Genomic DNA, 14817 nt, shown 5'->3' on the forward strand with positions numbered 1-14817 from the left:
TTGAGCAGCTCACCGACAACCACTCAACGACACTGGATCGTTGCAACTCTGCGTACTCCACTCGGAATCCTGGCTGCCAGCGCTCTCGTTGCCCTGATCGCCTTGGTGATATTCGGACCGATCATCTGGGGTGACGCCGCAGTTGCCGGCAATCCGCGCGCCCTCTCACAAGGTCCAAGTTCCGAACACCTCTTCGGCACCGACGCCGGCGGACGCGACGTCTTCGCCCGAACCATGACGGCAGCCCGCTTGTCTGTCGCCATGGCTCTCGGAGCTGTAAGCCTCGGCGTCACACTCGGGATCGCCCTCGGCACACTCCCCACACTCGCTCCTCGATGGATCGGCCGAATCGTCGTGGCATTCCTCAACTTTGCGATTGCCTTCCCCGGATTGCTCCTGGCCATTTTCCTCCTGATCATCTTCGGGCAGGGTGCAGGAAGTGCGGTGATCGCGATCGGTCTCGCGATCGCGCCGGCGTTTGCACGTCTGACCTACGCACTCGCGTCGTCGGTGAACGGGCGCGACTTCATCGATGCGGCCCGAATCCTCGGGATCACCAAACCTGGCTTGCTCTTCCGTCACATCCTCCCGAATATCCGTGAACCTCTCATCGTCAACGCCACCATCGCTGTGGGAACCGGTCTGGTCGTCTTTGCCGGCCTGTCCTTCCTCGGGTTGGGCATTCAGCCACCCTCGTTCGACTGGGGGCGGATGCTCAACGAAGGCCTGTCCAAGATCTTCGTGAACCCCGCTACCGCGCTGGCTCCTGGGATTGCCGTGGTTCTTGCCGGTCTGACCTTCACGTTGGTCGGCGAAGCCATCGCTCGCGGCGCAGGCGTGCGCAGTCCGCTCACCCGCGCCCTCCCGAAGTGGACGCCACTCAACGCCAGCGGCGCGGCGTCGGATTCGATACCGGAAACAGATGATGCCGTGCTCACCGTTCGGAACCTGTCGGTCGCCGTCCCCGGGAACGGTGAATGGCGTCGACCTGTCAACAACATCAGCTTCACCGTAGGACGCGGCGAGACCGTCGGCATTGTCGGCGAATCAGGATCCGGAAAGTCGCTGAGTTGCATGGCAATCGCACAACTCACCGACCACCCCACCGTGGTCGATGCCGGTCTGATCGAGTTCGACGGCACCGTGTTGATGAAGGACGGGGTACGACCGGACAACGGATCGTCACGCACCGTCGCCCGCCAGCTCGGCACTCGTCTGGCAATGGTGTTCCAGGATCCGATGTCGTCGATGAATCCGTCTCTCAAAGTCGGATATCAGGTTGCCGAGATCGGTTGGCTTCACGAAGGAATGAGCAAGTCCGAAGCCAAGAAGGCGGCGGTCGACCGCTTGACTGCAGTCAAGATCCCCGATGCCGAGCGGCGCGCACAACAGTATCCACACGAATTCTCGGGCGGCATGCGTCAGCGTGCCATGATCGCGATGGGTCTGATGGGAACACCGGCACTGATCATCGCCGACGAACCCACCACCGCCCTCGATGTCACCGTGCAACGGGAGGTTCTCGGGCTGTTGCACAACGTCCGCGAGGAAACCGGCGCCGCCATCCTCCTGATCTCCCACGACATGGCTGTCATCACGGGAATCTGTACACGGGTACTGGTCATGTTCGCCGGCGAGATAGTCGAGGACATCGCCGTAGACGACCTGATCGGCGGACGCGCACAGCATCCGTATACCAAGGCACTTCTTGCCGCGGTTCCCACCATGACCACCGATCGTGACAAGCCACTGGCCACAGTCGACGAAGCGTGGCAGGCACAGGGTTCCGGAAGCGCCGTCGACGTCGAGTTGGACGATCTGATGTCGCTCGCCGAGGAGATGCGATGAGCAATATGGAATTTCGTGAGGTCAACGTTCACCTGGGCAGTGGTTCCCGGCGATTCCACGCCGTCAAGAACGTCAGCCTCGTCATCCCGTCGGGATCGGTAGTCGGCCTCGTCGGTGAATCCGGTTCCGGCAAGTCCACTCTGGCACGTGCAGCCGTAGGACTGGCCGAGCCCAGTTCGGGTTCGATCCTGCTGGACGGTGTCGACGTCGCTCACGCGCGCGGTGCAAATGCACTACTACGCCACCGTATTCAGATGGTCTTCCAGGATCCGTATTCGTGCCTCGACCCCAGAATGACCATCGGCCAGTCCCTTGCCGAGGCCCTTCGCGCCACCGAGCGACGTGACCGGGCACGACGCGGTCGAGGAGAGCGGGCCGCCGAAGTCGCGAGGCTTCTCACCACGGTCAGCCTGCCGCCTGAAAAAGCTCACGACTACCCGGCTTCATTGTCGGGCGGTCAGAGACAACGCGTTGCCCTGGCCCGAGCGCTCGCCGCTGCGCCGTCAGTGCTGCTCGCTGATGAAATCACTTCTGCACTGGATGTTTCCGTGCAGGGTTCCGTCCTCAATCTGTTGATGGACCTACAGCGGCAGCTCGGGCTCACTGTCCTGTTCGTCAGCCACAACCTTGCCGTCATCCGCTATGTCTGCGACCACGTTGCGGTGATGTTCGGAGGTGAAATCGTCGAGCACGGCCCGGTACTCGACGTGATCGATTCTCCTCGTGAGGAGTACACCGCCACACTCCTGTCCGCTGTTCCACAACTCGGGGAGCCGATGTTCCGATGACAACACCGACAACACCGACAACACCGAAGACACCTGGCCGGCGTGCGGCAACCATCGAGGACTACACCTCTGTGGTGACACCGTCCGACATCGCCGTCTCCACATCGGGCCGAATCGCCTATGTACGTACCGAATCACACCTCGACGACGACACCACTGCTCACTCGATCTGGTTGGCTTCCCCAGCGGTGCAGCTCACGGCCGGCCCCTCCGACACGTCGCCGGCGTGGCGACCAGGCTCGACGCAGTTGATATTCGTCCGACCCGATTCCGCGGGCATTCCGCAACTGTGGACGGTCGACGCGGCCGGCGGTGTGCCGAAGCAGCTGACTACCTCGGCACAATTCCCACTCGGCGCCGGAGCGCCCGTGTTCTCGCCGGACGGTGGCCGGATTGCCTTTGTCGCCTCCGTCGACCGCGCGGTATCGACGTCCACTCGTCCCCTCGTCACCCGTCGGCTCAACTACAAGGTCGACGGATCGGGTATCCGCGCGAACATACGGGCGCACCTCTTCGAACTCGACCTCACCGACGGCGCGTCTCGGTGTCTGACTGATGGCGACTGGGACGCATCCCACCACGTGTACAGCCCCGATGGGCGGGAACTGGCCTTCACCGCAGCGATGGACGACGACGCCGACGTGACCATGGCTACCTCGGCATGGATCATCTCGGTCACCGAACTCCGTTCCCCTCCAAGTATGTTGGGAAAGGCAACCGGCGTGGTTGGCCCGCTGCTGTGGACGTCCGACGCCACCGCTGTGGTCGCTGTCGGCTGGCACGTCCCGGCAATCCACAACAACGAGTTACTACTGCTCCATCGCGACCGACAGGTTGCCGATCGCAGCCTCACCGCCGATCTCGATCGCAATGTGATGCCCGGCGGTACCGGATACCCGGGCGCCGCACCGGCTTTCACCGAGGACGGCACCATCGTCTTCTGCATTCGACACCACGGCTCCACGGAGCTTCACCGTCTCGATCTCGAAACAGGTTCTGTCAAGCCACTTCTGACCGGCGGGCAAACTGTGATCTCCGGGCTCGCCGTTTCCGGACGCCACGCTGTCGTTTCTTTGACCACGGCAACGTCCTTCGCCGAAATCGCTACTGTCGATGTAGACACCCTCGACGTCGATAACGTCACCGATCTGAATTCGACGACAACACAGCACATCGAATTTCCGGAAGCCACCGAGCGCTGGTTCGACATCAGCGACGGCACCCGCGTTCAGGCCTGGATACTGCGCGATCCGAACGTCGGTGGCGCAGGCCCGCTGGTTCTCGACGTTCACGGCGGCCCGCACAATGCGTGGACGGGTACGCCGTCGTTGATGAATCCGTATCACGGCGCACTGGTCAGCCGTGGCTACACGATCCTGATGATCAACCCTCGCGGTAGCGACGGCTACGGGAATTCCTTCTTCGACGGCGTTCACGACGCGTGGGGGGAGGCTGACCGCGCTGATCTCCTCGAACCGATCGACACTCTGATCGCCGAGGACGTTGCCGATCCAGCTCAACTGGCGGTTGTCGGCTACAGCTACGGCGGATTCATGACAGCCGCGCTGACGTCAACCACGGATAGATTTGCCGTTGCGGTTGCCGGTGGGCTCGTCTGCGATTTGGCACACATCGTGGGCGCTTCCGACGCAGGCATTCTTCTGCAGACGCTCGAATTCGATCAGTTCACTTCGCGGGCAGATGAACTCGCGCCAATTCGCCGTGTCGCGAAGGTGACGACCCCAACACTTGTCCTCCACGGCGGTAGCGACGTCCTGTGCCCGGTCAACCAGGCGGAACAGTGGTTCGGTGGACTCCGTCTGGCCGGTGTTGACACCGAACTTGTGGTCTATCCCGACGCGTCACATGCATTTGTCCTCACGGGCCGGCCGTCACACCGGGTCGATTACGCTGCCCGCCTTGTCGACTGGATCGAGCGGCACCTGTCGCCGTACCCCACACGCCGCAGTGTCGATCGAGACTACTGGCAGTACCGACTCGACACACTCACCACGAAGTACGGTGTCCCCGGAGCATCGCTGGGGATTCTGACGACCACGCGCAGCGGATTCCAGCGCACTGTCGTCTCGTCCGGAGTTGTCAGTACCCGCACGGGCGTTGCCGTCACGCCGAACACGGTGTTCCAGATGGGGTCGATCAGCAAGGTCTGGACAGCTACCCTGATCATGCAACTCGTCGAGGAAGGAAAGCTCGACCTCGATGCACCGATCCGGAAAGTCCTGCCGGACTTCGCAGTTGCCGACGAAGCCGCAAGCACGTCGATCACGACGCGTCACCTGCTGACCCATACCAGCGGAATCGACGGTGACGTATTCCTCGACAACGGGCGTGGCGACGACTGCCTGGAACATTATGTGGCAGAGCTGAAATCGGTAGTGCAGATCTTTCCGCCCGGCGCCGGCTGGTCGTACTGCAATACCGGATTTGCAATTGCCGGGCGCATCGTCGAAGTCCTGCGCGGGCAAACCTGGGATGCAGTGCTGCGGGACCGAATACTCGAGCCGCTCGAGCTGCGCCACACCACCACCTTGCCGGAGGAGACGGCGCTGCACTCTGCGGCAGTCGGCCACGTCGACGTTGCCGAAAAGACCGAGCCGACACCACACTTCCTGATCACTCGCTCCATGGGTCCGGCCGGCCTCATCACTTCCAGCGCCGAAGATCTACTATTGTTCGCACAAGATTCGATGCGTGACGATCCCGTCCTCCTGCGTCGCTCGACGCATCTCGCCATGATCGAGCAGCACATGCCCATCGGAGACGTCGCGAGCGCCGCCGACGGAATGGGAACGACCTGGCTACTCGACGATTGGGACGGGGTGCCCGTACACGGCCACAAGGGTGCGACACTCGGGCAGCAGGCATATTTGGATGTCATTCCGTCGTGCGGTGTTGCACTTGTTCTCATGACCAACGGCGGAGCGATGGACGCACTGTCGGGTGACATCCGTGCCGAAGTCGCGGAGTCGATCGCCGGCGTGAGAGCTACGCCGGAGTTCTCACCTGGCGATGCCGAAAATCGCACGACATCCTCTGCCGCTGAACTGGATACGCTGTGCGGCATCTTCCGTGATGCGGCTACCGATTTTGCGGTCGAACGAAAAGGTAACTCCCTGAAAGTCACCCGGACCGAGCACACCAATCCGTCCGGCTCCGAGGAGATCACCACATCGGCGGATCTCGATCTGCTGGAAGTTCGGCCAGGAGTCTTTGCAACCAGACTGCCGCAGATGTCGGCTTGGTCTCGGATCACGTTCTCCGGCAAGGCGAGTACGCAGTTGCTGCATTTCGGAAGCCGCGCATACCCACGGGTGAGCGAGAAATGACCGCACTACTGGAGCTCGCCGAACAGCGCCTCCCCCAGATCATCGACGACGCCCTCACGCTCATCGAAGTCGAGTCGCCGTCAAACGACCTCGACGCGGTTACCCGCAGCGCGAAGGCCACCGCGGACCTCGTCCACGAGCGACTCGGCGCGCGGGCAGAGTCCATTGTGGTCGAGGGCAGGACCCATCTGCTGGTCAACTTCGGAACGTCACCGCCACAATTGATGCTTCTCGGACACCACGACACGGTCTGGCCGATCGGCACCCTGGCGCGCCTGCCTGCAACCGTCACCGACGGCGCATTGCGGGGTCCCGGCGGGCTCGACATGAAACTTGGTGTTGTTCAGGCAATTCACGCGCTTGCCCTGGTCCGGGAGTTACACAGCGTCGACGCGCTCGACGGCGTGACACTGCTGATCACCGGGGACGAAGAAATCGGCTCACCCACTTCGCGCTCGTTGATCGAAGAATGTGCAGCGGGGGCGGTGCTCGTCCTGGAAGCCGGCGGCGACAACGGCGAGCTCAAGACTGCCCGTAAAGGTGTGTCACTGTATCGAATTCAGGTCTCCGGTCGCGCGGCTCATGCCGGCTTGGAGCCGGAAAAGGGCATCAACGCCGCAGTGGAGCTCGCTCACCTGGTCATCACCATCGCTGCAATGTCGGCCCCTGATCTGGGCACCACGGTCACACCTACAGTGCTTTCGGCCGGAACCACAACCAATACCGTTCCCGCCGAAGCATGTGTCGACATCGACGTGCGCGCGACCAGTGCGGCCGAGCAGCACCGCGTGGACTCGAACATCAGAAGCCTGTGCACACGCCATCCCGATGCGGCGATCACGGTATCGGGTGGAGTGAACCGGCCACCCCTGGAAGCGGCCATGTCTGCGACGCTGCTGGCGCTCGCGGAACATGTTGCGCTCCACAATGATCTGACTCCGCCCATAGGAATCGCCGTCGGCGGCGCCTCGGACGGGAACTTCACCGCCGGGCTCGGAATTCCCACCCTCGACGGCCTGGGCGGCGTCGGTGGTGGCGCCCATGCCGAGACCGAGCATGCACGTATATCCGCGATCGCACCGAGAACAGCACTGCTGGCAGGCATGATCCGGTCGATCACGACAGAAGGTATTTCCCGTGTCGAGTAGCCCGACAATCACGTTCCGAGAACTGGTCGACGTCCACGAAATCGACGAACTCTCCGCAGTTTTCGACAAGATCTGGGCCACCAGTCCGGGCCCTGCGCATTTCGGCACTGCGATGCTCATCGCACTCCACCACGGCGGCCACTACGTGGTCGGAGTGTTTGCCGAGGACAGTTTGATCGGCGGTTGTGTCGGCTTTTTCGTCGAACCCTTCGGCGAGGTTCTACATTCACATATCGCCGGAGTACTGCCCGAGTTCGCCGGCCAGGGAATCGGCCGCACACTCAAGTTTCATCAACGGGACTGGTGTCTGAAACGCGGGGTCCACACCATCCGGTGGACGTTCGATCCCCTCGTCGCACGGAATGCGTACTTCAACATCCAACGCCTCGGCGCGGAGCCCTCCGAATACACTCCGAACTTCTACGGCTCGATGACGGACGGCATCAATTCCGGTGATGCCACTGATCGAATGTTGGTGAGCTGGAACCTCAACGGCTCCGCCCCCGGACCGCGGTCGAGCGCGAACCTGACCGATATTGTGAAGGTGCTCCACCCCACTGCAACTGGCGAACCGCGGATGATTCAGATCCCACCCGACGCCGCCGACATCGCTGTCGGAATACCCAGGGACATAGAGCAGCTGAGAAGGATCGACCGTGCCTCTGCCTTCGTGTGGCGGCATGCCCTTCGTGAGTATCTTGCGCCGCTCGTGGCATCGACGCAATGGCACTCGACCGGCTTCGACCCCAGCGGTTTCTACACGTTCACCACAACTCGAGCGACACCCGGAGAATGACATACCGATGCATATCGAATCCGTAGAACTGCGCGAGCTGCGCATACCGCTGGTCTCTCCGTTCACCACGTCCTTCAGCACGCAGTACGAGCGCAACACGCTGGTGATGAAGGTAACCGGCACTGCTGACGGCCCGAACGGCCCGGTCGAGACCACCGGATGGGGCGAGTGCGGCGCGCTGAGCGACCCGTACTACTCCGCCGAGTACACCGCAGGTGCGCGAATGATTCTGCGCGACTATCTGATTCCCGTACTTCGCCAGGCGCAGTCGACGGGCCCGCTGTCCGCCGAAACAGTCGGCCACGCGCTCGCCGGTATCGTCGGCCACCGGATGGCGAAGTCGACTGTCGAAATGGCTTTCCTCGACGCAGAGTTGCGGGCACGCGGTCAGTCGTTCGCCCGTTACCTCGGTGCCACTCGCACACGGGTGCCCTCCGGAGTATCGGTAGGCATCCAGGACAGCATTCCCCAGTTGCTCGGGACCGTCGGCAACTACCTGTCGCAGGGCTACGTCCGCATCAAACTGAAGATCAAACCTGGCTGGGATGTCGAACCGGTTGCCGCAGTACGCAAGGAATTCGGCTACGACGTTCCCCTGCAGGTCGACGCCAATGCCGCCTACACCCTCGTCGACGCCCCATTACTGCGCCGGCTGGACGAATTTGCACTGCTCCTCATCGAACAGCCACTGGCCGAGGACGATCTGGTGCAGCACGCCGCACTTGCCGCAGCGCTCAGTACGCCCATCTGCCTCGACGAATCGGTGGAATCCGCCAAGGATGCCGCGGACGCGATCACGCTGGGCGCTGCGTCCGTCATCAACATCAAGCCGAGTCGGGTCGGCGGGTACCTGGAGGCTAAACGCATCCATGACCTGGCATCAGCTCACGGCGTCGCGGTGTGGTGCGGCGGAATGCTCGAGACGGGAATCGGCCGCGCTGCCAACACGGCGCTTGCGGCGTTGGACGGCTTCACGTTACCGGGCGATATTTCGGCATCGGACCGGTTCTACGCCGAGGACATCACCGAACCGTTTGTCATCGAGGACGGGCACATCGCTGTGCCACAAGGGCCGGGCTTCGGTGTGACTCCGCGCCTGGAGGTGCTGGAGCGATTTACTGTCGGGACCGACTCAATGTAGGTCGAGAGGGTTCGTGGCAGTTCTTGTCGGTGCCTGCGTGCATAGTGAACCGGACATGAACTTGAACACCGAAAGGCCCCCGATGAACAACTGGTCCGATCGCCCGATCTGCGCGTTCGACCTCGAGACCACGGGGCGCGATCCATCCACAGCCCGGATCGTCAGCGCGTGTGTTGCCGTCGTGGATGGCTCGAGTGTCGAAACCCGCACGTGGTTACTCGACCCGGGCGTCGATATTCCGGCCGGGGCCATCGCTATTCACGGCATCACCACCGAATATGCGGCTGAGCACGGTCAGGACTACGCCGAGGGCTACGAGGAGATCCGTGAGGCTCTCCACAATTCGTGGGCACGTGATCATTCGGTTGTTGCGTTCAACGCGTCCTACGACCTCACGGTCATGCACTCCGAAGGCCTACGAATCGGCAAACCGGCGCTGGTTCCCGGCTTGGTTGTCGATCCCTACGTGATCGATCGCGCGATGGACAAGTTCCGCAAGGGAAAGCGAACGCTGTCTGCGGTCTGCGAGTTCTACGGAATCACACTCGAATCCGCGCACGAGGCAGAGGCCGACGCGATGGCCGCGGCAGCTCTGGCACGAGAACTAGCACTGCGTTTTCCGGAGATCAACGATCTTGATCTCATGGTCGATCAGGCACAGTGGCACGCCGAACGTCAACGGGATTTTGCCGAGTTTCTGAGCAGTCAAGGGAAAGACGTTTCAGATGTGAACGGCCAGTGGCCTATTCATTTCGTAGCTTGATACCTGTGCGGACAGGTCACAATCTCTGCGAAACCTGCTTGCGTAGTTCTTCTCGTGATCGTTTGCCGGTGTGCGTTGTCGGGAACATCTCCAGCTCGACAAAGATGCGCGGCACCTTGTAGGCACTTAACCGTTCCTTGCAGAAATCGATCAGATCCTCGGAATCGACGGAGTATCCGTGGGCCGGAATGATGCAGGCAACCAGCCGTTGGCCTTGCCGTTGGTCGGCCACGCCGATCACCGCGACTTCGAGGATCAACGGGTGATCCATCAATACCGTCTCCACTTCTTGCGGGTAGACGTTGAATCCGCTGACGATCACCGTGTCTTTGGCCCGCGAAACGATATACAGGTGCCCCTCGTCGTCCGACCAACCGATGTCGCCGGTTCGCAACCACCCGTCACCGTCTACGGCGTCGTCGGGCGTTGATTCCGGATCGTCTACCCCTCGCAGATATCCGTGCATGATGTTGTACCCGGAGCAGAGAACGTGGCCGTCCTCGTCCGGAGGCAGCGGATAGCCGTAGTCGTCGACAATCCGAATTTCGAGTCCGTCGACGGGGGTCAACATCGCGAGCGAACCCGATTCGCCTTCGGTGATACTGCCCATGGCGACGGTTCCACAGGCTTCGGTAAGCCCGTAGCCGACAACCATATTCACGATTCCGAGTTCACGGCAGGCTCCGCGCATGCGGTCGAGCGGTACTTCGGAACCGCCGCTCACCGCCATTCTGCATACCAACCCGATGTCGTCGCGGCCACTGCCGACCAGATCGAAGAGGATGGTCGGCGGCCCCATCACCACGCTGACGCGGTCACGGACGATCACATCGGCAAGGTCGGCTCTGTCGTAGTGTTCGACGACGCGTACCGAGGCTCCGGCGCACATTGCGGTCAGCAGCACACCGTTGAAACCGAACGAATGTGCAAACGGGACGGCACCGATCACTCGATCCGCACTGGTCAGCTCGAGCCGGTCTGCCACTGCCGAGTACAACCGCGACAGCTGTCCGTGGGTCATGGGAACTTGCTTGGACACCCCGGTCGAGCCGGAGGTCGAGAGAATCACCGCGATGTCGTCGGGCCCCGCTGCCGGTCTATCCGGGTGAGGGGCGGTAGTTCTGGCGGCTGCCATGATGTCGGCGATCCGTGGTTGGTCGACTACGAGCGCCGGTTCGGTGACATCAAGGATCCGTGAATATTCGGGACCACTGACACCGTGGCCCACCGGAACAACGGTTGCCCCAGCGCACAGTATCCCGAGTGCGATACAGACCCAGTCGGTGGTATTCCGGCCGCTGAGGACCACCCGTGCACCCGGTCGCACACCGGAATCTGCCAGAACAGCGGCCACTCGCAGTGCCTGATCGGTCAGTTCGCCGTAGGTGATCTCCTGGCAGCCGTCGAGCAATGCCACCCGGTCTCCGCACCGGTGTGCCAAATCCACACAGAGCGCGTCGAGCGTCGATACCAAAAGATCACGCGGCATATCTGCATTGAAACACTCGGCCGACGTAGGCTTGACGCCTCTCCCGCTCAGTGGTCCTACGGGAGCGGCACGCAGACAGCTGTTCACAGGCACCTTCTACGACATATTGCCAGCATATTTCTAACCGAAATACTCTCTTTAGGTCTACCGCCAGGTAATCTTTCGACTATGGCAAAGGACAAAACACCTGCAGACGCGCCCACTCTGCGACCGACAAGTTGGGCCGTCCTGGGTCTACTGTCCTTCGGATCCGAACTCTCCGGTTACGACCTCAAGAAATGGGCCGACTGGAGCCTGCGATTCTTCTACTGGGCACCGTCGTACAGTCAGATCTACAGCGAACTGCGTAATCTCGAGGCCCACGGCTTTGCCACGTCCCGCGTGGTGAGCACAAACGACGTCAAGAGTAAGCGCCTGTACGCGATCACTCCGGCCGGAACCGACGCGGTAGCGACGTGGGCAAACGAATCGCCGGTCGAACCCGCAGTGCTCAAACACGGCGTAATGCTCAGGATGTGGCTCGGCCATCTGGCCGACCCTGACAAACTGCAATCGGTACTCACCGAACATCGCGACCAGTCCGAGAAGATGCGCATCCGCGCAATTGCCGACGCCGAAGGCGCGTCCGAAGAAGCTGGATGGGCATATCCCGAACTGGTGCTGCGATGGTCCGAGATGTACTACGAATCAGAGCGTGACCGCGCAAACTGGATGTTGGAGAACATTTCTCGACTCGGATCCGACAAATCCAGCGCCGGCAAAGCACGCCGGAAGAAGCCTGAACCCCGCACCCCGGACGAGCTCCGCAAACACGAAGACTAATGCTCGTATCGCTCTGATACTGAAGGTGTCAGAGCGCTCGAGGCCGATATCTCAGCAGTGCGATACAGGGCGGTATCTCAGCAGCGTGATGTCTCGATCCGGATAGTCGCAGAACACGGGTTCCACGCGCATACCGACAGTCAGTTCCAGATCGCCGACATCGACCAGTTCGGTACTGAACCGCGGCCCCTCGTCCCACTGCACCACCGCCAACATCTGCGGCAACGCATCCGACCACGGCGGTGCTGTGGGACGGTCAGCCACCGTATAGGTGTACAGCGTGCCCAATCCACTGATTTCACGCCACTCGAGGTCGTCGGCCAACGTGCGCGGAGCCAGCAATCTCGGATAGAAGACAAATTCGTCCGATGACGGCGAGTACTGAATCTTTATCTTGCTTTCTCGCAAAGCATTCCAGAACGGTGCGGACACCGGCGTCGGTTCCGGAAACGGCTTTTCGTTCGACATCCCTAATCTCCCTGGAGTATCAGTGCGACTTGCTCACTCATGATGCCGCCGTTCCCGGTCACGAAAGCGGTATTGCAGTCGGCAACCTGCGCCGCCCCGGATCGGCCCATCACCTGACGTACGCCATCGCATACGTGGTGCATCCCGCCCGCCATTCCTGCTTGCCCGTAGGATAATTGGCCGCCGGCGGTATTCAACGGGAAGTCCCCTCGGAAGGTCAGGTCTCTCGACGACACGAACTCCATACCCTTCCCCTTCTCACAGAAGCCCGCGTCTTCGAGGCTCATCACCACCGTGATCGTGTAGCAGTCGTAGATCGACGCGACATCGATTGCCGAGCGTGAGATACCCGCCATGTCGAATGCCGTGTCCGCAGCCTTCGCAATCGGGGTGCGCACCATGTCTTCTGCATAGGTCGGTGTCTTGAACGACAGGCGTTCGCCAAACCCCTTGACCCAGACCGGCCTGTTGCGACCGCGACGCGCGATGTCAGCGTTCGCCACGACAATGCCTGCTCCACCTTGCACCCGCATCACAACCTCGAGCATCCGAATGGGATCGGCGATCATCGGACTCGCCAGAACGTCGTCGATCGTGATCGGCTTTCCATGGAACACCGCACCGGGAGTACTGCAGGCGTTGGTTCGCTGGTCCACCGCGATCTTGGCGGTGGCACGGTCGTCGTACCCGAATTCCGACGCATACCGCCGAGCGATCTGGGCGTACGGCGCGTTCTGGCCGAGATTACCGTACGGAATCTCGAATTCGGCTTGAGGAGAACCGAACTTGCCACTCGAGGCACCGAGATACCCTGGATCCACAGCGGGCTGAATCTGCGACTTCGGTGTCATGAACGACCCAGGAACAATGACCAGTACCGCGTCGCAGATACCGAGTTCGACGGCTGCGGCAGCTCGCCACACCATCCCTGCCGCCGTTGCGCCGCCGAGGTCTACTCGCTCACCGAAGTTCAAGGGAATCCCGAGATACTCGGACAACGTGGCCGGGGCAAACATATCGGATTCCGCAATACCATGCGTGACAAGACCATTGATCTGCGACGCCTTCAGACCCGCATCCTCGATTGCCAGCTTCGAGAGCATTGCCCACTGCTCGATGGTGAACAACTCAGGACGGGTCTGCTTGCGCTGGGCGGGCAATTCACAGAACCCGACGATGGCGGCCTCACCGCGCAGTCCCGCCATCAGGACGCTCCGGCGGAGACAGCACTGTCACGGCGTGGCAGCAGCACGGTGGCCGTTCCCGGCATCAGCACCTCACCACCCCGCACTCCGGCAAGTTCCAAATCGACCAGCGCTCTACCGTTCTCGTCGCGTTTTCCGGTCACTGTCCCCGTGAATTCCAACGGCTCGCCGGGAAAGGCCACAGCCCGGTTCGAGGCCGAGAAGTTCACCAACGATCCCCCGCCACCGATCCAGTCGGTGACAACGCGCGCCAGAAGCGCCGCCTGAAGCGGGCCCTGTACAACGACGTCCTGATAGCCCTCGACGTCGACAGCCCAACTCCGGTCGTAGTGAATGCGGTGCCCGTTGTACGTCGCTGCGCTGAAGAGGAACATCTGCAGTGCAGTGACACTGACAGCCAACACCGGAATCGTGTCGCCGGTGTTGATATCATCGAAATATACTTGTGTTGACATAACTTTCAACTCCTCGCGCTACGGTCGGGCGATCATCGAGGTGGTCGCTTCGGCAACAACCTCGTCGTTCTGATTGGTATACGTGGTCTTCCACGTCACCAGAACGAATCGGCCGGACCGACCGCGCTTCTCGACCACCGAATCCACGACGCGCACACTGGTGATCACATCTCCGTCGTAGGCCGACCGAAGAAAGGTGGTGTTCTCGCCACCTGCCATTCGCTTGGGGCACAACGGGAAAACAAGATTCCCGGAGGCAGCACCGGATGAGCCGTCTACCCGAAGTTCCGGTATCGGCGTCACCCCGAGAATCGCGTACTGCAAATACAGCGGCGGAGCGACAATATCGCGATAGCCGTGCTCACGGGCATAGTTGCTGTCGAAGTACAGCGGGTTGGTTTCGCCGACGGCCACAGCCCACCGTTGCCAGTCCCGCGCGACCACAGCTCCGCTCGCCTGGGAGACCACCTCCCCGACACGCTCGGCAACATTGTCGGGGATCAGAGATTCCGGATCCGGAATCACGGCTACGTTTTCAGTCATGTTC

General features: G+C 61.6%; 13 protein-coding genes. 8 read left to right on the forward strand and 5 right to left on the reverse strand.

Translation table 11 applies throughout. The features are described from left to right. From FEZ60_RS07620 to FEZ60_RS07650, 7 genes are all read left to right on the forward strand, one after another. A complete protein-coding gene (locus tag FEZ60_RS07620) occupies positions 1–1848 on the forward strand; it encodes a dipeptide/oligopeptide/nickel ABC transporter permease/ATP-binding protein (protein WP_242484466.1) in 1848 nt (615 codons plus the stop codon). After that, positions 1845–2636: an ATP-binding cassette domain-containing protein gene (locus tag FEZ60_RS07625; protein ID WP_095888255.1), complete on the forward strand. Its 792-nt coding sequence runs from the start codon at positions 1845–1847 to the stop codon at positions 2634–2636. The genes FEZ60_RS07620 and FEZ60_RS07625 overlap by 4 nt, the downstream gene beginning before the upstream one ends. Continuing rightward, positions 2633–5983, forward strand: a complete 3351-nt coding sequence (locus tag FEZ60_RS07630) for a serine hydrolase (RefSeq protein ID WP_172935815.1) — start codon at positions 2633–2635, stop codon at positions 5981–5983. The genes FEZ60_RS07625 and FEZ60_RS07630 overlap by 4 nt, the downstream gene beginning before the upstream one ends. Beyond that, positions 5980–7131 (forward strand): M20 family metallopeptidase, encoded by a 1152-nt coding sequence (locus tag FEZ60_RS07635; RefSeq protein WP_141486516.1) that lies wholly within the window; start codon positions 5980–5982, stop codon positions 7129–7131. Before FEZ60_RS07630 ends, FEZ60_RS07635 begins: the two co-directional genes overlap by 4 nt. Further along, the gene (locus FEZ60_RS07640) at positions 7121–7927 is read left to right on the forward strand and encodes a GNAT family N-acetyltransferase (protein ID WP_095888252.1); all 807 of its coding nucleotides are present in this window, start codon (positions 7121–7123) and stop codon (positions 7925–7927) included. Before FEZ60_RS07635 ends, FEZ60_RS07640 begins: the two co-directional genes overlap by 11 nt. 7 nt (positions 7928–7934) lie before the next feature. Beyond that, positions 7935–9068, forward strand: coding sequence for an o-succinylbenzoate synthase (gene menC, locus FEZ60_RS07645; protein ID WP_172935816.1), 1134 nt, complete (start codon positions 7935–7937; stop codon positions 9066–9068). An 82-nt stretch (positions 9069–9150) separates the two neighbouring features. Further along, on the forward strand, positions 9151–9831 hold the full coding sequence (locus FEZ60_RS07650; RefSeq protein ID WP_033232348.1) for a 3'-5' exonuclease: 681 nt from the start codon (positions 9151–9153) through the stop codon (positions 9829–9831). A gap of 16 nt (positions 9832–9847) precedes the next feature. Here the strand turns inward: FEZ60_RS07650 and FEZ60_RS07655 are convergent, their stop codons facing one another. After that, on the reverse strand, positions 9848–11320 hold the full coding sequence (locus tag FEZ60_RS07655) for an AMP-binding protein (RefSeq protein WP_172935817.1): 1473 nt from the start codon (positions 11318–11320) through the stop codon (positions 9848–9850). Between the two features lie 168 nt (positions 11321–11488). On the opposite strand from FEZ60_RS07655, the gene FEZ60_RS07660 reads away from it, so the two are divergent. Continuing rightward, the gene (locus FEZ60_RS07660) at positions 11489–12142 is read left to right on the forward strand and encodes a PadR family transcriptional regulator (protein ID WP_033232351.1); all 654 of its coding nucleotides are present in this window, start codon (positions 11489–11491) and stop codon (positions 12140–12142) included. Between the two features lie 51 nt (positions 12143–12193). Here FEZ60_RS07660 and FEZ60_RS07665 read toward each other — a convergent pair whose 3' ends face one another. Genes FEZ60_RS07665 through FEZ60_RS07680 form a run of 4 tightly spaced genes read right to left on the reverse strand, consistent with a single transcriptional unit; the run spans position 12194 to position 14813 of the window. Beyond that, positions 12194–12610: an OB-fold domain-containing protein gene (locus FEZ60_RS07665; RefSeq protein ID WP_116102305.1), complete on the reverse strand. Its 417-nt coding sequence runs from the start codon at positions 12608–12610 to the stop codon at positions 12194–12196. Positions 12611–12612: 2 nt separating this feature from the next. Then, complete coding sequence (locus FEZ60_RS07670) at positions 12613–13815, reverse strand: thiolase family protein (protein ID WP_172935818.1); 1203 nt, start codon at positions 13813–13815, stop codon at positions 12613–12615. Continuing rightward, a complete protein-coding gene (locus tag FEZ60_RS07675) occupies positions 13815–14270 on the reverse strand; it encodes a MaoC/PaaZ C-terminal domain-containing protein (protein ID WP_033232356.1) in 456 nt (151 codons plus the stop codon). Before FEZ60_RS07675 ends, FEZ60_RS07670 begins: the two co-directional genes overlap by 1 nt. A gap of 18 nt (positions 14271–14288) precedes the next feature. Next, complete coding sequence (locus FEZ60_RS07680; RefSeq protein WP_172935819.1) at positions 14289–14813, reverse strand: MaoC family dehydratase N-terminal domain-containing protein; 525 nt, start codon at positions 14811–14813, stop codon at positions 14289–14291. Positions 14814–14817: the final 4 nt, after the last annotated feature.

Origin of the sequence: Rhodococcus sp. MS16, from assembly GCF_013277795.1 — a bacterium.
Lineage (GTDB): Bacteria > Actinomycetota > Actinomycetes > Mycobacteriales > Mycobacteriaceae > Rhodococcus_F > Rhodococcus_F globerula.

Coding starts and splice junctions, on each gene's coding strand:
- FEZ60_RS07625 (WP_095888255.1), top strand. CDS start 1,845: ATGAGCAATATGGAATTTCGTGAGGTCAACGTTCACCTGGGCAGTGGT.
- FEZ60_RS07630 (WP_172935815.1), top strand. CDS start 2,633: ATGACAACACCGACAACACCGACAACACCGAAGACACCTGGCCGGCGT.
- FEZ60_RS07635 (WP_141486516.1), top strand. CDS start 5,980: ATGACCGCACTACTGGAGCTCGCCGAACAGCGCCTCCCCCAGATCATC.
- menC (WP_172935816.1), top strand. CDS start 7,935: ATGCATATCGAATCCGTAGAACTGCGCGAGCTGCGCATACCGCTGGTC.
- FEZ60_RS07650 (WP_033232348.1), top strand. CDS start 9,151: ATGAACAACTGGTCCGATCGCCCGATCTGCGCGTTCGACCTCGAGACC.
- FEZ60_RS07655 (WP_172935817.1), bottom strand. CDS start 11,320: ATGCCGCGTGATCTTTTGGTATCGACGCTCGACGCGCTCTGTGTGGAT.
- FEZ60_RS07660 (WP_033232351.1), top strand. CDS start 11,489: ATGGCAAAGGACAAAACACCTGCAGACGCGCCCACTCTGCGACCGACA.
- FEZ60_RS07665 (WP_116102305.1), bottom strand. CDS start 12,610: ATGTCGAACGAAAAGCCGTTTCCGGAACCGACGCCGGTGTCCGCACCG.
- FEZ60_RS07670 (WP_172935818.1), bottom strand. CDS start 13,815: ATGGCGGGACTGCGCGGTGAGGCCGCCATCGTCGGGTTCTGTGAATTG.
- FEZ60_RS07675 (WP_033232356.1), bottom strand. CDS start 14,270: ATGTCAACACAAGTATATTTCGATGATATCAACACCGGCGACACGATT.
- FEZ60_RS07680 (WP_172935819.1), bottom strand. CDS start 14,813: ATGACTGAAAACGTAGCCGTGATTCCGGATCCGGAATCTCTGATCCCC.